The following is an 18,244-nucleotide window of genomic DNA, read 5'->3' as shown; positions in this document are numbered from 1 at the left end:
GCATGCGCAAGGCAGTTCCCGGCTCACGCCGGGGCTGCTTTTTTTTCGACCTTTTTTCATTCACACCCATGCCGCCAGCCACCGCTCCCGCACCTGAACGATTGACCAGCCTGGACGCGTTCCGCGGCTGCGTGATCGTCGTCATGATCTGGGTCAACTATCTGGCCGGCATGCCCGGCATCGCCTGGTGGCTCGAGCATGCGGGTCCTCGCGCCGACGGCATCACCTTGCCCGACCTGGTCTTTCCCGGCTTCCTGTTCATGGTCGGCATGGCCATACCGCTGGCCTTGCAGCGCCATTGCGGCCACGTCACGCCCGCCCTGCTGGGACGCCTGCTGTGGCGCTCCGCCAGCCTGATGCTGGCCGGCGTGGTACTGGCGAATGCCTACCGCTACGATGCGCAGGCGGCGCCGCTGCCGCACGCCCTGTATTTCCTGCTGTTTTACGTGGCCATGATGCTGCTGTGGCGCCAGGGCGCGGGCAAGCTGGCGCTGGCCGTGGGCGGCGCGCTGATGCTGTTCCTGCTGGCGACGTTCCGCGGAGAGCTGAACAGCGAATTTTCCAGCACCTGGCTGCAGCCGTCCTGGTGGGGCATCCTCGGCATGATAGGCTGGTCCTACCTGCTGTGCAGCCTGCTGTACCTGGCGTGCCGGGGCAGCGGCACGGCCCTGATGGGCATGTTCGCCCTGCTGCTCATGCTGTACATGGGCGGTATGGCGGGCAGCCTCGATTTCCTGCCGGCAGGCGTCAACGCCTTCGTCAACGTACCGCAGGTGCTCGGTTCGACGGCCGCCAATGTACTGGCCGGCACCGTGGTGGGCCAGCTGTTCCTGCGCGGCGCGGCCCTGCGCCATGGGCAGCGCATCCGCTTCATGGCGTGGTTCGCGCTGGGCATGTTCGCGGCCGGCATGCTGCTGCGGCCGTATCACCACATCAACAAGATCGCGGCGACGGAATCCTACACGCTCGTGTGCAGCGCCCTCATCCTGGCCTTGTTCCTCGTGTTTTACATCGTCATCGACGTGTGGCGCTGGCGCGCCTGGGCCGTGGTGCTCGTGCCGGCCGGCACCAATGCCCTGTTCGCCTACATCGTGCCCGACCTGTGGCAGCAGCTGGCGGCCGTGCTGCACCTGCCGCCTTTCTGGTGGCCGTATCTGGCAACGGGCGGCGCGGCCGGCCTGTGGAATGCCGCCGCCGTCACCGCCCTGATGCTGTTCTTCACTGCCCTGGCCACGCGTTACGGGCTGAAATTAAAATTTTAGACCTTGATGTAGATCTTGCGCTTGTCCATGGCGTAGGCAATCAGCCAGCACAGCAGCATGAAGCTGACGGCAAACAGCAGCGAGCCCACGCGCGCCGGCGCCCAGCCCGTAAACCAGTGCTGGTACAGCCACTGGTACAGGTTGCCGCCGCCGATGCGCACGGTAAACGCGATGATCACCAGCACTTCCGACACCAGGTAGATGAACAGGGTGTTCTTGCCGAAGACTTCAAAGAAGTAGGTCCAGCCCGTCATTTGACGCACGTCAATGATGAACATCAGCAGCGCCAGCAGCAGCAAGTCCAGGCCGATACCGAGCATCACATAAGAGCTGGTCCACAGCTTCTTGTTGATCGGAAAAACTTCGTTCCAGCACAGGGCCACGGCTACGCAGATGACGCCGGCCACGGCCAGCCGAACCAGGCTGGAACGCCATTGCGCCGGCGCCGCCTGGCGCACGAAGCTGCCCGCCAGGTAGCCGGCAATCACATTGACGATGGACGGCAAGGTGCCCAGCACGCCCTCCGGGTCGAAGGCGATGCCTTCGCCGTGGTACAAATGGCTGTCGCCCAGCAGGAACAGGTCGAGCTTGGCCGGCGCATTGCCGTGCAGGCTGTAGTCGCCAAAACAGGCCAGGATGGCCCAGTAGCCGAGCAAGGCGCAGGCGCTGAAGACGAGTGCGCCGCGCGTCTTCCCGTAATGGAGGATCAGGGCGGCGGCCAGATAGCACACGGCGATGCGCTGCAGCACACCGGGAATACGCGTGTGCGACAGCGGCGACCAGGCGAACTGGCCCGCGTCGTCAATCTTGAAGAAGGGAAACCAGTACAGCAAAAAGCCCAATAGAAATATCAGCGCGCTGCGCTTGCACAGCCGGGCCAGCACGGCGCCGTGTCCCAGGTGTTCATACTTGCCCAGCGCAAACGCCAACGCATTGCCGACGACAAACAAAAAGCTGGGAAAGACCAGGTCCGTGAGGGTAAATCCATGCCATTCGGCATGCAGGAATGGCGCATACACGGCGCCCCAGTCGCCAGGGGTATTGACGACGATCATCAGGGCGACGGTCAGGCCGCGCAGGACGTCGAGGGCGAGGTAGCGTTGAGAAGCAATAGTCATGGTCAAACAATTCAAAAAGATAAAAACCAGCTTCCCGCTTGTGGCGGAAAGCCGGTAAAAAAAACTACAACTTGGCGCGCAGGCCAAAGTAAAACTGGCGGCCATTCGAATACAGGGCCGTCGGCTGGTCCTGGTTGGCGCCGTAATACTTGAGCACCGGATTGTTCAGGTTCAGCACATCGAAGGTCAGCGAATAGCGCTCGTCGATCTTGTAGTTGAGCGATGCGGCCAGGTTGCCCACGCCATGCACATACTGGGGCGAGCTGCTGAACAGGCCGGCCAGGAAGCTGGAGCGGTAGGTATAGGCCAGGCGCGCGCTCAGCCGCTCGTCCTCGTAATAGCCTTCCAGGTTGTAGGTGCCGCGCGAGCTGCCGACCACGGCGGCGCCATCGTCGGCCTTGCCATTCGTATAGGTGTAATTGCCCACCACGCCGAAACCGCCCCACAAGCCCTGCTGGTAACTGAGTTCCACACCCTTGTTCTTGGCGCCGATATTCGTCGGCGACTGGATCACATAGGTGTTGAATTTCTTGAAGGTATTATTGTAGTAGCTCACGGGCGCCGTACCAAACGTCACGTACGATTTCATGTCCATGTAGAAGGCCCCCACGGACAGCATGGCTTTCGGCGCGAAGTACCATTCCAGGGTGGCGTCGTAGTTGGTCGAGCGTATCGGTTTCAAATCCGGATTGCCGCCCGTTCCCGTCAGCAACTGGTCGTTCAGGTTGACGGCGCCCACCAGGGCGCTGTAGTCGGCGCGCGCCATGGTTTTCGCCACCGCCGCGCGGGCCACCAGGTCCTTGCTGAGGTCAAACTTGATGTTCGCGCTCGGCAGCACATCCGTGTAGCTGTGCTTGACGACGGTGGGCGTGTAGGTGCCGAAAATGTTTTCCTGGCCGATCGGGTTCTCGCCGCCCGGCACGTTCGTCACCGTCGTCTGCTGCGTGCGTACCACGCGTACGCCCACGTTGCCGCGCCACTTGTTGCCTGCCAGGTTGGCCATGATGTAGGCCGCGCTATCCTTTTCCTTCACGTCCAGTTCAGCCGGCCAGTTGCGCGAATTCGGGCCGCCCGTATTGTCATACTTGTTGGCCCACGCCACCAGGTCGGCCGGATCGAGCTGCCAGTAGCGTCCCTGCGCATTGCCGCCCAGGCCCTTGCCATAGTCGCCCGGGTAGGTGCCGCCATTCCATGTCGGCAAGGGCGCATTCGTCGTGCCGTCGCACACGGCGCAGCTGCGGTTTTCCGGCCATGACACATTGCGGTGGTGTTCCGCGTAGCGCGCGCCGAACTTCAGCGATTCCAGCACGCCGTAATCCATGCTCAGCTCGCCATCGGCCTGGCCGTATTTTTCCGTGTCCAGGGTTTCCACATGCGAACCCCAGGCCGATGCCGTTACCGCATTCGATAACTTTGAAACATCGAGACCGGGGAAATTCAGCCTGGCCGGCGACAGGCCGTTCAGCTGGTACGACACGCCCACACCGGTCAAGCCCGCCTCATAGCCGAGGTCGACGGGTGTTTCGCCTATGCCGCGCGTGTAGCCGAGGCTGCCCGTGATGCGCAGGCGCTCGCTGGCGCGGTAGCTGCCGTTGAAGTCGATGTAGGCGGTGGACGAGTTCGAGCCAGGGCGGTAGATTTGGTCCACCAGGGCCGGATACAGCTGACCGTTGTACGGCGTGGTGGCATTCGCGGCAGGAAATTGCGACGCGGGAAAATCGGCTGCCACCAGGGTGTTGTTCTTGACCGTAAACGCGCTGGGAATCACGCCCACATGCTTGCCGTCATTATCGACGGCATTCAGATTGGCGCCGGGCTGGTTATAAAAGCTGCGGTTGTAATTGGCTGCGTCCAGCTTGGAATAGAAGCCATTGACGTCCAGCATCAAATCAGACGTCGGCTTGAATTGCAGGTCGAGGCTGCCCCCCTGGCGCTTGCGTACCTGTTCGAACAGGGCCGAGTTGATGCCCAGCGGCGCCAGCACACCCGCCAGTTCCGGATATTTCTGCGCGGCAGGGCTGCCGGCGTCGATGGCGCCATACCCGAAGAATTCCTGTCCGTCACGGCGCTCGTGGCGCTTCTCGGAAAACACCTGGAACAGCACGCCCATGGTCTTCGCTTCGTTCTTCCAGTTAAACAGGGCATTCATCTGCGGATCGGTCTTGCCCGGCAAGTCCGCATAGATGGCTTGCACGGCCAATTCCGCCGTGAACGGCTGCTTGAAACTGAGGGGCTTGCGCGTCTCGATATTGATGGAGCCGGCCACGCCGCCTTCCACCAGGTCCGCCTGCGCGCTCTTTTGCACGGTGACGCGGCTGACGATTTCCGACGGCAGCAAGGCAAAGCTGACGCTGCGCCCCACAGTGCCCACCTGGTCGGTGACGAACCAGTCGCCCGTACCCACGGCGTGGCCGTTGATCAGGGTTTGCGTCAGGCTGGGACTGGTGCCGCGGATGCTGACCCGGTCATTTTCCGAGAAGCCGCCCTCACCGCCGGCCGACGAGGAAATGTTGACGCCAGGCACACGCTGCACGGCGTCAGCCACGTTCTTGTCGGGCAACTTGCCGATGTCTTCCGCGCTGACGACGTCGATCACGGAATCGCTGTTGCGCTTCTGGCTCAGCGATTGCTCCAGCGAGGCGCGGATGCCGGTCACGACCACTTCCTGCATGGGGGCTTGCTGCGCCTGGGCAGCCATGCTCATGGACAGCAAGGCTGCTGCGGCGGCGATGGGATGTAATACGGGATGCAAACGGCTGTTCATAGACTCCTCGTTATGGATGCCCGCCGCGCTGGCGGGACGGTTTTATGGATGAGTACAGACGGCAAACGACGGGGTGCAGCAGAAAGCGACAAAGATCAGCGGGAGCGCCGAAAAAAAAGGCAAGCCCCTGAAACAGGAACTTGCCTTGAAAGACCGAGGAAGACCGGGCCTGACGCGGGTGCATCAGGCCGGATCGTCTTGTTTACAGCTTGGCGCGCAGGCCCAGGTAGAAGGTACGGCCGTTGCTATAGAAAGCGCGTGGCTGATCCTTGTTTTCCGCGTACATCTTGATGGTCGTGTTCGTCAAGTTAAGCGCATCGAACGTGATCGTGAAGTGTTCGTTGATCTTGTAGTTGAGCGAACCGGCCAGGCCGCCGGCGCCGGCAACGTGCTGGCTGGCGCCACGGTCCACGCCCGCTTTGTAAGCCGAACGGTAGTTGTAGGCCAGGCGTGCGCTGAGGGCGTTGGCTTCGTAGAAGGCCGTCAGGTTGTACGTGCTGCGCGATGCGTTGACCAGTTCGTCACCGTTGTCCAGCTTGCCATCGGCATAGGTGTAGTTGGCCAAAATGCCGAAGTCGCCGAACAGCGGTTGCTGATAGCTGAACTCCGCGCCCTTGTTCTTGCCGCTGGTATTGAATGGCGACGTGATCTGGTACACGGCGTTGGCATTGCGCTTGCTGTTGAAGTAGGTAGCGTTGACGGTACCGTTCGACACGACCGATTTCAGGTCCATGTAGAACAAGCCCACCGAGAAGGCCGACTTCGGTGCGAAATACCATTCGGCGCTGACTTCGGCGTTATCCGACTTCACCGGATTGAGGTTGACGTTGCCGCCGCTGCCGCTCAATGCATCGTCGTTCAGCGATACCGAACCACCAAGCGCGCTGTAGTCGGGACGGGCGATGGTGCGGGCCACGGCGGCGCGCACCACCAGGTCGTTGCGCACATCGAACTTGATGTTGGCGCTAGGCAAGAAATCGTTGTAGCTGCGCTCATACAGATGCTGCGAGTACGCACCCCAGTCGGAACCGGTGATCGGGCCGCCGGCCTGATTCACCAGGGTCGATTGCTTGGTGTGAACGGCGCGCAGACCGAAGTTGCCGCTCCAGTTGTCGCCCGTCAGGTTGGCCATGGCATAGATAGCCGAGGTTTTTTCCTTCAGCTTGAATTCGTCGGTCCAGTTATGGCGACGCACGTAGTCGAACAGGCGGTTGCCCGGTGCCGCGCCCCAAGCGCCCAGTGCCGAACCGTCGTACTTGAAGTAGTTGCTCGACAGGTTGCCGCCCAGGTTGTTGGCGAAGTCGCTCGGGTACATCGTGCCATTCCACACGGGGCCAGGATTGGAGAAGCCCAGGTCGCCCGGACGGGTTTCGAACGGATGCTCCGCATCGCGCTTGTGATCGGTCAAGCGGCCGCCGAACTTGACGGAATCCCAGATACCCGAAGACAGGCGCAGCTCCGCGTCGATCTGAGCATATTTTTCCTGGTCCACGGAACGCGATTCGCCGCCGCCGGCCCATGCCGTCGAGCCTGGCTTGGTGGTGGTGCCGCCCGGATAGGAAACACTGGCCGGGCTCATGCCGTTCAATTGATACACCATGCCGCCATCGACGTTGTTCTGGTAGTACACATCGTCGCGGTCATAGCCGACGCCATGGGTCTTGCCCAGCTTGCCAGTCAGGGTCAGGTCCTTGGTGGCGCGGTATTTGAAGTTGAAATCGAGGTAGTACGACTCGCCGCCGGCATCAGGACGGTAGATATTGTCGACTTCGCCAGAGTTTTTTGCGAAGGCGGCGCCTGTCAGTGTGCCATTCTTGACCGTGTAGTTGGTCGGCACCTGACCGGTCGAGACACCTTTATCGTTGGTACTGTTCACCGAGTTGGCCGGTGCAGCCAGCCAGTTGGTGTTTTGATGCGGTGCCTTCAGCTGCGAATAGAAGCCGTTTACGTCCAGGGTCAGGTCCTTGCTGGGCTTGAATTCGATGTCGAATGCGCCGCCTTCGCGGGTTTTCTTTTGCTCGAACAGGCTGGCGCCGATAAAGGTCGGCACTTTTACGCCGGCCAGTTCAGGATGGGCCAAGGCCGCATTGCTGGTAGCGGAGATCGGCGTATAGCCGAGGATTTCCTGGCCATCGCGGCGCACCGTCGACTTTTGCGAGAAACCCTGCACCATGATGCCCAGGGTATTCGTGTCATTCTTCCAGTTTACCAGGCCGGAGAACTGCGGGTCCGTCTTGCCGGCCAGGTCATTATGGAAAGCCTGGATCGAGCCTTCGGCCGTGATCTGGTTCTTGAATTCCAGCGGACGACGGGTGATCACGTCGATCACGCCCGAGACGCCGCCTTCAGGCAGGTCGGCGGTGGCGCTCTTGTGCACGACAACGGAGCTCACCAACTCCGATGGCAGCAAAGAGAAGCTGCTGCTACGGCCCACGTTGCCGCCAAATTGATTCAAGACAAACCAGTCGCCCGTGCTGATGGCATGGCCGTTGAACAGGGTTTGCTGGAAGCTGGGGCTGGTGCCGCGCAGGCTGACGCGGTCGTTTTCGCCGAAGCCGCCTTCGCCACCGGCAGACGATTGGGTATTCACACCTGGCAGGCGCTGGATCGCGTCAGCCACGTTACGGTCCGGCATCTTGCCGATATCTTCGGCGGTCACCACTTCCACCACGGAATCCGCATTACGTTTTTGCTTCAGCGATTTTTCCAGCGAGGCACGCACGCCGGTCACCGTCACCACGGTGGCCACGTCTTCGGCGGGCGCTTCCTGCGCCTGCGCCGAAAAGGACAGACCGGCGACCATCACGGCAACGGCCGCAGCGATCGGCGTACGGCTACGCGAACCGGATTTCACGACGGCAGCTGCAGGTGTCAAATTGCGTTTCATGTACTCCCCCTTGATTTAGGCTCCAGGATTGGAACCTTTTCATTTTTAACGTAGGTCTTCTTTCCAGCCCGCCTACTCTTGCGGCATGCTGCAGACCCTTCGGCACAACCACTTACAAAACCAATTCAACGCCAATATACTACTATCCAATACCAGAACACTACCAGTTGCAACTTTTTTTTTATAACGTTGTTTGAATCACACAGACCACTTCAGCGAAATCAATTTGTAGCCCGTATGAGCGGGGTAAATACCAGCGAGGGCAGGCATAAATTGCCGCCCTGATAATTCAAATTGGTTTTATAACGGTCTTTTTTGGTATTATCCAGCGACATAAAACAGATACAGAGCGCGTCTGCAACGCGCCGTAACGGAGACCTTCAGCGTATGACAACCCTGGCTCACATCATGCAAGGCCTGGGGCAGACGAGTAGCCTGCCCCTGTACCAGCAACTGCAGCGCGCGCTGCGCGAAGCGATCGACAAGCGCATCCTCGGCCCCGACGAAGCCCTGCCGGCCGAGCGCCAGCTGGCCAGCGACCTGGCCGTCTCGCGCATCACCGTGCGCAAGGCCATCGATGGCCTCGTCAACGAAGGCTTGCTGGTGCGGCGCCCCGGCTCGGGCAATTTCATCAATACGCGCATCGAGAAAAACTTCGCCAAACTGACCTCTTTTTCGGAGGACATGCGGGCGCGCGGACGCACGCCGCGCAGTGTGTGGCTCAAGCGCGCAGAGGGCACCGTGACGCCGGAAGAGGCCTTGCGCCTGCGGCTGTCGCCGGGCGCGCCCGTGTACCGCTTCCACCGCATCCGCTATGCGGACGAAATACCGATGTGCCTGGAATACGCGACCATCGTCGCCAGTTGCCTGCCGGCGCTCGACGCCGTCGACGTGTCGATGTACGACGCGCTGGAACAGGCGGGCAACCGGCCCGTGCGCGCCCTGCAGCGCCTCAGCGCGCTGTTGCTGACGGGCGAGCAGGCCAGCCTGCTGCAGGCGGAGGAAGGCGACGCGGGCTTGTCGGTGGAAAGGCTGGGCTTTCTGCGCGATGGCCGCGCCGTGGAATTTTGCCGCTCCTACTTCCGCGGCGATATGTATGACTTCGTGGCTGAATTAAGTACCAATTAATACCAATCGCCGCATTTCACGAATACCAGATAACACCATTTATTGCAGTGCAATATATATGCCGCCATCACGCCTATTATATGCACGGCCATGGCGAATGAATCGGCGGCGATTATGTAACCTGCGTACGGAGAATATAAAAAGGGCTGCGCAATGCGTTTTTGCGCATTGCAGCAAAATCTGACTTTCCCCATCAGGAAGAAGGCATGGCACGGCGTCCCGCGCACAGCAACATCACGCCCAGCGCCACGCAGAGCCAGCCGAACAGCGGCCCCAGCCATCCAGCCCAGGTGGCGACGGACGGGTGCGCCGGCAGCGGCGCCAGCAAGGTGCTGCCCGACATGGCGCTGCTGGTCCGTTCCGCCAGCACGCGGCCATACGCGTCGCTGACCGTCAGTACCCCCTCGCGCGCCGCGCGCAGCACGGCATAACCGTTTTCCACGCCGCGCACCACCGTCATGCGCGCGCCCATCCAGCCGTCCAGCTGAAAATCCCAGGCCGGCACCAGCATCGCCTGCACCCCGGCCGCGCCATACGCCTGCCCCAGGGGCGCGAAATGCATGTCCTTGCAGATGGCCAGGCCCATGGCCACACCCGCCACCGGCTGCACGGCATACGCGTTGCCGGCAAGAAACTCGCGCTCGGGCGGCGCCAGGTGATGTTTTTGATAGCTGACGGGCGCGGCGCCATCGGGCGCGAACAGCCAGGCCAAGTTGCGCCGGCCAGCAGCATCCTGCACGCCGATGCCCAGGGTAATCCACGCACCCGTGCCGCGCGCCAGCGCCTGGAAACGCTGCCGCACGGCATCCGCCTGCGCGGGCGCCAGCACGGCTATCTTTTCCGGCAACAGCACCAGCCTGGCGCCCTGCCCGGCCAGCTGTTCGACGTGGCGCACGTACTGGTCCCAGACGGCTTGCGCGCGTGCCGGCGGCGTGGCCGGGCCGATGAAGTCGTCGATGGCCACCAGTCCCGCCAGTGGCCCGCTTGCTGCCGGTGCGCCCTGCACGCGCCAGGCGCCACCGCCAAACGCAGCCGCCAGCAGCAACAACGTCGCCCCCGCCGCTGGTGCATACGCACGTCCGCCGGCCAGCAGCAAGGCCAGCGCGGACGGCGCCAGGCACAGCAGAAACAGCAGGCCAGGCACGCCGGCCAGGGCCGCTACCTGCAATATGGCAACATTGTCCGCTTGCGAATACGCAAGGCTGCCCCAGTTACCATCGGGCAGCAAGGCCGCCATCAGGGTATCGATAGCCACCCACAGCACGGGGTACGCCAGCACCGTCCACGACGCCCGGTAACGCAGCACGAGGCGCCGCGTGGCCAGCACTACCAGCAGCCACAGCAGTGCCTTGACGGTGATCACGGCCAGCACGGCCGGCAAGGGCATGAGCAGGCGAAAATAACTGAAGTTGGATGACAGACCCAGCACGGTGGCCAGGAAGGTCATCCAGGCCGCATCGCGGCGCGACGAGCGCAGGGCCAGCCACAGCACGGGCAACGGCGCGCACCAGGCCAGCGGGCCCAGCGGCTGCGGCCCAAGCACCCAGTACAGGGGCAGGCCCGCCGCCAGCGCGGCGGCGGTTTGCGACAGGCGACGGCGCAGCGCGGTGGTGCCGGCGAACAGGGCCGGCGCAGACAAGGTATTGAACATGCTCATGCTTTCAAGGGGAGCCAGATTTCCACGCCACCGACGCCGCTGGCGGGATCGAATTGCCGGTCGTAGCGCTCAAAATCGGGCGCGTCGGCCACTTCCAGCCCCGACTGGGGCAGCCACTCGTTCCACACCGTATGCCAGGTGGCGCGGATGGTGGAAATATGGCCGCGGTGATGAAAGACGGCATAGCGCTGCGGCGCGATGCGCAGCCGCGCCCAGCCGTCGGGAGCCTGGGAAAAGTCGGCCACCGGCATGGCGCACAGGTAGTCGAAATTGCCCGCGTCGTCATTGTTGCAGCACACGCCATACACGAGCTGGCCGGGCGCCACATGGGGCAGGAAGCGCTGCCACAGGGCGGGAATGCCGGCAGACGATTCCGCGCAATACCGCTCAACGAGGCCCGCCAGCAGCAAGGCGGGCCCTTGCTCGAAACGGGGCGGCGCCAAAGGCACGCCCGGCGCCACATCCATTTTGAAGGCGTCCACCAGCGCCAGGTTGGCGACGTGGCGCTGGGCCCGCACCGTTTCCGGCGTGACGTGGAACTGGTCGCGGAAGGCCCGCGTAAAGGCTTCATGGGAACCGTAGCCGGCCTCCAGCGCGACGGCGAGGATGTCTTGCGCGCCCTGGGCCAGCGCGCGCGCCGCCTCGCTGAGCCGGCGCGCCCGCACATAGCGCATCACGGAGTGGCCCGTGGCCAGGCCGAACGCGCGCGTCAAATGACATGGCGAAGCGCCGCCCACGTGGGCGATATCGCCGAGCGAGAGATCGTCCGCATAATGCGATTCGATATACCAGAGTGCCTTGGCCAGATAGTGCATGAACGCTTCCCGTTGAACGAGCAGCGACTGTAGCATTTTCAGCAAGCCGTGACTTGACCGGAATTGCGCAATACGCGCTTACTTTCTGGTGCGCTTTTCGTGGACCAGCTGGCCGCTGCTGATGCGCGCCAGCTCGGCCATTTCCTGGGCCAGGAAGGCCAGCAAGTCGTCGATGCTGACAACGCCGGAAAGCGCGCCCAGGCTGTTGACCACGGGCAGGCGGCGGATGCCGTTGACGCGCATGCGTTCGATGATGTCGTAGACGTCTTCGTCTTCGCTGGCGGTGAGCAGCTGCGCGCTCATGATGTCGCCCACCAGCAGGCTGGCGGGGTCGAGACCGAGGGCGATGACGGAAATGACGATGTCGCGGTCGGTGAGGATGCCGATGGGGACGCGTTCGCCGTTCGGCTGTTCGGCCACGATCAGGTCGCCCACGTGGTGCTGGCGCATCAGCAGCGCGGCGTCTTGCACGCTGGTGTCACGCTGGCAATGGATGGTATGCAGGGTACAGATGTCGCCGATGCGCATGTCGCCGCTCCGTTTGAGGCAGAGTGTCCACGCTACGCCAGCCCGCCGTGGCGGGCTTGAGGCAAATCAATTGAAACGGTCTTACTTTTCTTCGGGGGGCGGCAAGAAGCAGGCTTCGACGATCTGCAGGTCGTTATCCTTGGCAAATTCGCGCACGAAGTGAAACGCCATCGGCTCGATCTCGCGCAGCTTGGTGTTGACCACCACCGACTTGACGCCATTGACGACGGTCGGGCGCACATAGGGCGAATACTGGAGGTGCGCATTGCGCCCGCCGCCGTCGGGATTGAAACAGGACATCACTCCGCAAAGGCGCTCGGCCCAATCGCTGGGTCGGAATTGCTTGCCATTGCTGGTGAGACCAAGGATGAAGAACTCGTCTGAGAGTTCCCCTGTTTTTTGAGATAACTCGGCCATGTGGCTTGTCGGGACTGGATTGCGTGAATGGCCCCGGCGGGTAAGCCGGGCTGGTAGTCAACTACGTTTGCTGCGGTAAGCCAGTATTATATCTTATAGAAGACTTGGGTTCTACCTCGATCTGCCCTGGCGATGCAAACAGGGGCCGGCACGCCTTGCGCGCCAGCCCCTATTTTAACCTTGTTCCACGCGCAAGGCGCATGGATGGCGCATGTGCGCCCGCGTCAGCCGAGGAAAACGGCGCCCGACATCAACAGCAGCAACAGCATCCACAGCAGCAAGGCGCGCCAGACGAGGCCCACCGTGCTCTGCAAGGCGCGCGCGCCCGGCTCTTCGCCCGGCAGGATATCGCTTTCGCTGTCGCTGTCGTCGACGGCCATGTCGGGCGTGACGAGCACGCGCGCGGCCGTTTCCGCTGGCGTGCCCAGGCGTACGCCCATGGCGCCGCCGCCGGCCGTCAGGATGATGCCGATGGACTCGTCCTGCCAACGCTGGGCGAAATTGCGCCAGGCGTAGATGGCGTCCTCGAAATTGCCGACCACGGCAAACGCCACGGCCGTCAGGCGCACGGGGATCCAGTCGATCCAGTAAAAGGCGCGCGCGGCGAACTGGCCGAACGCTTCATTGCGCATGTGCTCGGGCTCGTTCCAGGCGCGCGCCAGGTATTCGGCCACGCGGTACATCACGGCGCAGGCAGGACCCAGCGGCATGAGGAACCAGAAGAACACGCCAAACACATTGCGGTGCGTGGTGATCAGGGCTTTTTCCACGGCGATGCGGGCGATCTCGCTCGCTTCCATGCCCACCGTGTCGAGCTTGGTCCAGTCGGCCAGCAAGGTACGGGCCGTCGCTTCGTCGCCGGCGCTCAGGGCCAGCTGGATCGAGGTGAAGTAATGGCTGTAATGACGGAAGCCCAGGGTCAGGTAGACGATGAGGACGTTCCAGGCAAAGGCCAGCAGGGTCAGCTGGTAGTGGAGCAAGATCCAGTACACGCCCGCCGTCGGCACCATCAGCGCGCCGATCATGAGGAACCAGCCCATGCGGCCGTGGCTGGCGTGGCCGGCATTGAACCAGGTCTCCATGCGCATCGCCAGGCTCTTGATTTCGGCGTAGATCGGATTGTCCGCGCGCAAAGGTTTGAGCTGCTCGATCAGCAATGCGCAAAGTATGGAGAGAAATGTCATCAAACGTCCTTTTTGTCTTTTTCAGCAATACCGCAATGCCCGCTACGATAGCGCAGTGCCGTGCTGGAATCAAACTTATTACGTGCGCGGCGCCATTTTACGCGCGCAGCAGGTGAAACAGATTGCGCAGCATGCCGGCCGTGGCGCCCCAAATGTAGAAACGCTCGTACGGCATGGCGTAGAACGAGCGCCGTCCGCCCGGCAATTCCACCGACAGGCGCTGATGGTTGAGGCCATCCATGAGGAAGGCCAGCGGCACTTCGAAGATTTCCGCCACTTCGGACGGGTCGGCGCGCAGTTCGAACGGCGGCGTCACCAGCCCCACCACGGGCGTGACCTGATAGCCGGTGCCCGTCAGGTAGTCGGGCAGGCAGCCCAGCACTTCGATGTGCTCGCGCGCCAGGCCCACTTCTTCTTCCGTTTCGCGCAAGGCCGTGGCCACGGGCGAGCCATCGAACGGCTCGCTGCGACCGCCGGGAAAGCTGACCTGGCCCGCATGGCTGCTCAGGTGGTCCGTGCGCATGGTCAGCAAAATGGTCAAGCCCTGCGGCCGCTGCACCAGGGGAATGAGGACGGCGGCGCGCACGGGAACGGCGCGGGCGGAGAGGAAATCCTGGGTGATCTCGGGCTGCCAGTCAGGCTGTTCGGCCAGGCGCTGGCGCAGCCAGTCCGGCGTCAGGCGCACGGCGTCCAGCGCCGCCTCGCCGGCGATCGAATCGATGGCGAGTTGTTTTGGATCAAATGCGATGGTGGCCATGGCAGCTTGTCCCATTAGCAATTCTAAATAAAAAAAGGGGCACCAATACGGTACCCCTTTTCCCAACGCAGACGCTGATATTACGCGCTTGCTTTCGCCACAACGCGGCGGTTTGGCAATTTTTCTTTGATACGCGCCGATTTACCCGAACGCTCACGCAGATAGTACAGCTTGGCGCGGCGAACATCACCACGGCGTTTCACTTCGATCGAAGCGATCAGCGGCGAGTACAGTTGGAACGTACGCTCAACGCCTTCGCCGGACGAGATCTTGCGAACGATGAAGTTCGAGTTCAGGCCACGGTTACGACGGGAGATAACGACGCCTTCGTAAGCCTGGGCGCGCTTGCGCGTGCCTTCGACTACGTTGACGCTGACGATAACGGTATCGCCTGGTGCGAATTCAGGAATGGTTTTACCCAGACGAGCAATTTCTTCCTGCTCTAATTGTTGAATCAAGTCCATTTTTATAACTCCGAAAACCATCATGCCGGCGCACTGTGGATAGCAAGTATCCGCCCGGTAGAGGATGGGTAACACAATATGGGCAACATGCCCGGCACTACTGGCCACCCTGCCGGCCGTCCGGAGACGGCTTACAGGCTGGCCAAGAATTTTTCGTCGGTCTTGCTGAGCAAGCCGGCGGCGCGCGCACTGACCAGCAGGTCAGGCCGCTTTGTCGCGGTCGCTTCCAGCATGCGCTGGCGGCGCCACTTGACGATCTCGGCATGATTGCCACCCATCAAGACGGGCGGCACGGCCATGCCTTCGTATGTTTCCGGCCGCGTGTAGTGCGGCGAATCGAGCAAGCCATTGACGAAGCTGTCCTCGATGGCCGATGCCTCCGTGTTCAAGACACCGGGCAACAGGCGGATCACCGCATCCATCAGCGCCATGGCAGGCAATTCACCGCCCGACAGGACGAAGTCGCCGACGCTGATCTCTTCGTCGACGCAACGGTCCAGCAAACGCTGGTCCACGGCTTCATAGCGGCCACACAGGACCACCAGGCCAGGCTCGGCTTTCAACTGCGTGACGCGCGCGTGCGTCAGCGGACGGCCTTGCGGCGACATGAACACCACGCGGGGCGCCGCCAGTCCCAATTCAGTCTGGCGTTGCTTAGCGGCATTAATTGTCGCTTCGAGGGGACGGGCCATCATCACCATGCCGGGGCCGCCGCCATACGGGCGGTCATCCACGGTGCGGTGATTGTCGGTCGTGAAATCACGGGGATTCCACAAGGACAAGCCACATTTCCCCTGCTCGAAGGCGCGCCGGGTCACACCCGACTGCGTCAGCGCGGCAAACATTTCCGGGAACAGGGTCACGACATCAAATTGCATCGCTCACCATCCTGCAACGTTTGCCCGGCGCAAAGTTATGCGCAGGCGGTTTAATAATCGAGGCCCCAGTCGACCGTGATCTTGCTGGCAGCCTTGTCAACGTTAATGACAAACTGGCCAACAAACGGGATCAGGCGCTCAGGCGCCTTTTCAACGGTCTCATCGGCACTGGCGACGGGCGTAACGCGCAAGATCGACTGCGGACCATTGCTCATCATGTCGTGCACTGTGCCGAGGCACTCGCCTTGCAAATTCTCGACTGTCAGTCCGATCAGATCGGACCAATAAAATTCATCGGCCGACAGCGTCGGGAAATGGCTACGCGGAATTTGCACAGACACGCCTTTCAGCGCTTCTGCGGCATCCCGCCCGACCACACCCACCAGCTGGGCCACGACGTCGCCGCCGTGTAACTTCGCTTGCCTGACTTGAACATCATGCAAGGTCGGTTTATCAAACCACCAGGTTTTGACGCTTAATAATGCATCCGCATCGTCGGAGAAAGGAGTGATCCTGACCCCGCCAGCAATGCCATAAGCACCGGAGACATAGCCTACCTGTACCAGGTCATCGGGGACTTTCACCCCGGATGCAGTCTTGACCGTCAAACCAGTGATCTAATTAAGCTGCTGCTTTGTTGTTGCTGGCTACCAGGCGAGCAACGGTTGGCGACAATTGTGCGCCAACGCCTTGCCAGTAGGCCAGACGGTCTGCGGTGATACGCAGTGGAACTTCGCCACCTTGCGCCATCGGGTTGTAAAAACCGATACGCTCAATGAAGCGACCATCGCGGCGATTGCGCGAATCAGTAGCGACGATGTTGAAGAACGGGCGCTTCTTGGCGCCTCCACGAGCTAAACGAATAACGACCATAATATTTCCAAAAAGTGTGCTGAGGCGGAAAAAGCCGCAAATTATAGCGCGCTTTACCGCCAGGCAGCAAGCGTTATGATGACGGGCGTGTAATTTGGGCTAATCAAACATTATGACCAGTCAGGGCCGAAGACGCAATAGGCGTCTGCGTCTATCGTGCCGGCCATGGCTTGAACTCACGCGAAATCATTGCATAAACGCCACAGGAAAGTGCTATCGTTGTGCGAGGCAATGACCGATACTGGCAATCTTTACTGATGAGCAATTCTGGAGTCCCATGACCACCGCTACCATTTTGCAACAGTCGCACAAGAACAAGGCATTCACCACCCTGCTGGCCTTTTTGCTGGGCACGCTGGGCGCACACCGCTTCTACCTGCACGGCGCCAAAGACCGCTGGGGCTGGCTACACCTGGCCGCCCTGCCCGCCAGCGCACTGCTGCATCAGCTGTTTCCCGAGGCGGACTGGTTTTATCAGATATTGCCGCTGACCCTGTCCGCGCTGGGCGGCTTCCTGGAAGCGCTGGTCCTGGGCTTGATGCCGGACGACAAGTGGGACGCCCGCTACAATGCCGCATCAAGCCGCCTGTCGGACACGGGCTGGCCCCTGGCCGTGGTGCTGGTCGCTACCTTGATGCTAGGCGCGGGCGTGCTGATCGCCACCATGGCGCGCCTGTTCGACTTGCTGTACACAGGCGGCGCCTACGGTTAATTTCCGCATGGAAATGACATCTATCCGTCGCCCCGCACGCACATGTAAGTGTTGGTAAGCAATCATGATTTTCCTCTATACTGCATTCACAATGCCAACATTACTGGCTCATTTAACACCCCCTAGGAGAAGATCATGATTCGTCGCCCACTCATCCTCGCAGTCGCCGTCACGGCCCTGTTCAGCACATCCGCCTTCGCGCAAAACCTGTCGCCGAAGGCGCAATACGCGTACGACACGAAGCAAGCCAACACGCGCTATGCGGACGACAAGAAACTGTGCGCAGAAGAAAGCAGCTCGAAAGCCCGCATGCAATGCCTGCGCGACGCCAAGGGCGAATACGACCAGGCCATCATCAATGCCAAGGCCGCGCAAAAGGCGGGCAACTCCTACGCCAGCCAGCCCTCCAAGCAGCCGCAGCATCAGATTTGCGCCGATTGCGGCAAGGTGCTGGCAGTCAACGTCACTGAAAAAGCCGGTGAAGGCGGCGCACTGGGCATGATCGGCGGCGGCGTGGCCGGCGCCCTGCTGGGCCGCCAGGTCGGCGGCGGACGCGGCAAGGACCTGGCCACCCTGGCCGGCGCCGCTGGCGGCGCCTACGCGGGCAAGCAAGTCGAAGGCCACATGAAGAACGCCAAGACCTGGACCGTCACCGTGCAATACGAAACGGGCGCCAAGGCCGATTTTGCGTTTGACCAGGATCCTGGCCTCGCGGCTGGCGACTTGGTACGCAATTCGGGCAACGGCATCGCCCGCCGCTAAGAACGCAGAGTAAATCTGGGATCAGTCCCTGTGGGATC

Annotated in this window: 17 protein-coding genes; 4 read left to right on the top strand and 13 right to left on the bottom strand. The window is 61.7% G+C overall.

What is annotated here, in order from left to right; translation table 11 throughout:
• The first annotated feature begins 68 nt into the window (after positions 1-68).
• Positions 69-1,262, top strand: coding sequence for a DUF5009 domain-containing protein (locus tag IGS60_RS08310; protein ID WP_230503684.1), 1,194 nt, complete (start codon positions 69-71; stop codon positions 1,260-1,262).
• Here the strand turns inward: IGS60_RS08310 and IGS60_RS08305 are convergent.
• From IGS60_RS08305 to IGS60_RS08295, 3 genes are all read right to left on the bottom strand, one after another.
• Positions 1,259-2,380 (bottom strand): acyltransferase family protein, encoded by a 1,122-nt coding sequence (locus IGS60_RS08305; protein ID WP_230503682.1) that lies wholly within the window; start codon positions 2,378-2,380, stop codon positions 1,259-1,261. The genes IGS60_RS08310 and IGS60_RS08305 overlap by 4 nt on opposite strands.
• A 64-nt stretch (positions 2,381-2,444) precedes the next feature.
• Complete coding sequence (locus IGS60_RS08300) at positions 2,445-5,144, bottom strand: TonB-dependent receptor (RefSeq protein ID WP_230503680.1); 2,700 nt, start codon at positions 5,142-5,144, stop codon at positions 2,445-2,447.
• Positions 5,145-5,346: 202 nt separating this feature from the next.
• The gene (locus tag IGS60_RS08295) at positions 5,347-8,031 is read right to left on the bottom strand and encodes a TonB-dependent receptor (protein ID WP_230503677.1); all 2,685 of its coding nucleotides are present in this window, start codon (positions 8,029-8,031) and stop codon (positions 5,347-5,349) included.
• A 387-nt stretch (positions 8,032-8,418) separates the two neighbouring features.
• On the opposite strand from IGS60_RS08295, the gene IGS60_RS08290 reads away from it, so the two are divergent.
• Positions 8,419-9,159: a GntR family transcriptional regulator gene (locus IGS60_RS08290; RefSeq protein ID WP_070221847.1), complete on the top strand. Its 741-nt coding sequence runs from the start codon at positions 8,419-8,421 to the stop codon at positions 9,157-9,159.
• Positions 9,160-9,352: 193 nt separating this feature from the next.
• Here IGS60_RS08290 and IGS60_RS08285 read toward each other — a convergent pair whose 3' ends face one another.
• From IGS60_RS08285 to rpsP, 10 genes are all read right to left on the bottom strand, one after another.
• Positions 9,353-10,816 carry a carbon-nitrogen hydrolase family protein gene (locus tag IGS60_RS08285; RefSeq protein ID WP_230503675.1) on the bottom strand — a complete coding sequence of 488 codons (1,464 nt, stop codon included), beginning with the start codon at positions 10,814-10,816 and terminating at the stop codon, positions 9,353-9,355.
• On the bottom strand, positions 10,813-11,631 hold the full coding sequence (locus IGS60_RS08280; RefSeq protein WP_230503673.1) for an AraC family transcriptional regulator: 819 nt from the start codon (positions 11,629-11,631) through the stop codon (positions 10,813-10,815). Before IGS60_RS08280 ends, IGS60_RS08285 begins: the two co-directional genes overlap by 4 nt.
• A 78-nt stretch (positions 11,632-11,709) precedes the next feature.
• Positions 11,710-12,159, bottom strand: a complete 450-nt coding sequence (locus tag IGS60_RS08275) for a CBS domain-containing protein (RefSeq protein ID WP_070221849.1) — start codon at positions 12,157-12,159, stop codon at positions 11,710-11,712.
• 81 nt (positions 12,160-12,240) lie between these two features.
• Positions 12,241-12,576, bottom strand: a complete 336-nt coding sequence (locus IGS60_RS08270; protein ID WP_070221850.1) for a DUF3579 domain-containing protein — start codon at positions 12,574-12,576, stop codon at positions 12,241-12,243.
• A gap of 224 nt (positions 12,577-12,800) precedes the next feature.
• Positions 12,801-13,760, bottom strand: a complete 960-nt coding sequence (locus IGS60_RS08265; RefSeq protein WP_070221851.1) for a CobD/CbiB family protein — start codon at positions 13,758-13,760, stop codon at positions 12,801-12,803.
• A 97-nt stretch (positions 13,761-13,857) separates the two neighbouring features.
• Positions 13,858-14,517: a CoA pyrophosphatase gene (locus IGS60_RS08260; RefSeq protein ID WP_070221852.1), complete on the bottom strand. Its 660-nt coding sequence runs from the start codon at positions 14,515-14,517 to the stop codon at positions 13,858-13,860.
• An 80-nt stretch (positions 14,518-14,597) separates the two neighbouring features.
• Positions 14,598-14,981, bottom strand: coding sequence for a 50S ribosomal protein L19 (gene rplS / locus IGS60_RS08255; RefSeq protein WP_010395528.1), 384 nt, complete (start codon positions 14,979-14,981; stop codon positions 14,598-14,600).
• Positions 14,982-15,112: 131 nt separating this feature from the next.
• The gene (gene trmD, locus IGS60_RS08250) at positions 15,113-15,859 is read right to left on the bottom strand and encodes a tRNA (guanosine(37)-N1)-methyltransferase TrmD (RefSeq protein ID WP_230503671.1); all 747 of its coding nucleotides are present in this window, start codon (positions 15,857-15,859) and stop codon (positions 15,113-15,115) included.
• A gap of 50 nt (positions 15,860-15,909) precedes the next feature.
• Positions 15,910-16,467: a ribosome maturation factor RimM gene (gene rimM / locus IGS60_RS08245; protein ID WP_070221854.1), complete on the bottom strand. Its 558-nt coding sequence runs from the start codon at positions 16,465-16,467 to the stop codon at positions 15,910-15,912.
• 13 nt (positions 16,468-16,480) lie between these two features.
• Positions 16,481-16,732: a 30S ribosomal protein S16 gene (gene rpsP, locus IGS60_RS08240; protein WP_010395524.1), complete on the bottom strand. Its 252-nt coding sequence runs from the start codon at positions 16,730-16,732 to the stop codon at positions 16,481-16,483.
• 277 nt (positions 16,733-17,009) lie between these two features.
• On the opposite strand from rpsP, the gene IGS60_RS08235 reads away from it, so the two are divergent.
• Together IGS60_RS08235 and IGS60_RS08230 are read left to right on the top strand one after the other, a co-directional pair.
• A complete protein-coding gene (locus IGS60_RS08235; protein ID WP_070313683.1) occupies positions 17,010-17,444 on the top strand; it encodes an NINE protein in 435 nt (144 codons plus the stop codon).
• Between the two features lie 135 nt (positions 17,445-17,579).
• A complete protein-coding gene (locus IGS60_RS08230) occupies positions 17,580-18,206 on the top strand; it encodes a glycine zipper 2TM domain-containing protein (protein ID WP_070221856.1) in 627 nt (208 codons plus the stop codon).
• Positions 18,207-18,244: the final 38 nt, after the last annotated feature.

The sequence above is a fragment of the Janthinobacterium sp. FW305-128 genome, from assembly GCF_020858135.1.
Taxonomy (GTDB): Bacteria; Pseudomonadota; Gammaproteobacteria; order Burkholderiales; family Burkholderiaceae_D; genus Janthinobacterium.
The sequence above is the reverse complement of the archived record's forward strand: the minus strand, read 5'-3'. Positions and strand labels throughout refer to the sequence as shown.

Bases quoted from the DNA above. Each gene is read 5' to 3' on its own strand.
- IGS60_RS08310 (WP_230503684.1), top strand. From the start codon at position 69: ATGCCGCCAGCCACCGCTCCCGCACCTGAACGATTGACCAGCCTGGAC.
- IGS60_RS08305 (WP_230503682.1), bottom strand. From the start codon at position 2,380: ATGACTATTGCTTCTCAACGCTACCTCGCCCTCGACGTCCTGCGCGGC.
- IGS60_RS08300 (WP_230503680.1), bottom strand. From the start codon at position 5,144: ATGAACAGCCGTTTGCATCCCGTATTACATCCCATCGCCGCCGCAGCA.
- IGS60_RS08295 (WP_230503677.1), bottom strand. From the start codon at position 8,031: ATGAAACGCAATTTGACACCTGCAGCTGCCGTCGTGAAATCCGGTTCG.
- IGS60_RS08290 (WP_070221847.1), top strand. From the start codon at position 8,419: ATGACAACCCTGGCTCACATCATGCAAGGCCTGGGGCAGACGAGTAGC.
- IGS60_RS08285 (WP_230503675.1), bottom strand. From the start codon at position 10,816: ATGAGCATGTTCAATACCTTGTCTGCGCCGGCCCTGTTCGCCGGCACC.
- IGS60_RS08280 (WP_230503673.1), bottom strand. From the start codon at position 11,631: ATGCACTATCTGGCCAAGGCACTCTGGTATATCGAATCGCATTATGCG.
- IGS60_RS08275 (WP_070221849.1), bottom strand. From the start codon at position 12,159: ATGCGCATCGGCGACATCTGTACCCTGCATACCATCCATTGCCAGCGT.
- IGS60_RS08270 (WP_070221850.1), bottom strand. From the start codon at position 12,576: ATGGCCGAGTTATCTCAAAAAACAGGGGAACTCTCAGACGAGTTCTTC.
- IGS60_RS08265 (WP_070221851.1), bottom strand. From the start codon at position 13,760: ATGACATTTCTCTCCATACTTTGCGCATTGCTGATCGAGCAGCTCAAA.
- IGS60_RS08260 (WP_070221852.1), bottom strand. From the start codon at position 14,517: ATGGCCACCATCGCATTTGATCCAAAACAACTCGCCATCGATTCGATC.
- rplS (WP_010395528.1), bottom strand. From the start codon at position 14,981: ATGGACTTGATTCAACAATTAGAGCAGGAAGAAATTGCTCGTCTGGGT.
- trmD (WP_230503671.1), bottom strand. From the start codon at position 15,859: ATGCAATTTGATGTCGTGACCCTGTTCCCGGAAATGTTTGCCGCGCTG.
- rpsP (WP_010395524.1), bottom strand. From the start codon at position 16,732: ATGGTCGTTATTCGTTTAGCTCGTGGAGGCGCCAAGAAGCGCCCGTTC.
- IGS60_RS08235 (WP_070313683.1), top strand. From the start codon at position 17,010: ATGACCACCGCTACCATTTTGCAACAGTCGCACAAGAACAAGGCATTC.
- IGS60_RS08230 (WP_070221856.1), top strand. From the start codon at position 17,580: ATGATTCGTCGCCCACTCATCCTCGCAGTCGCCGTCACGGCCCTGTTC.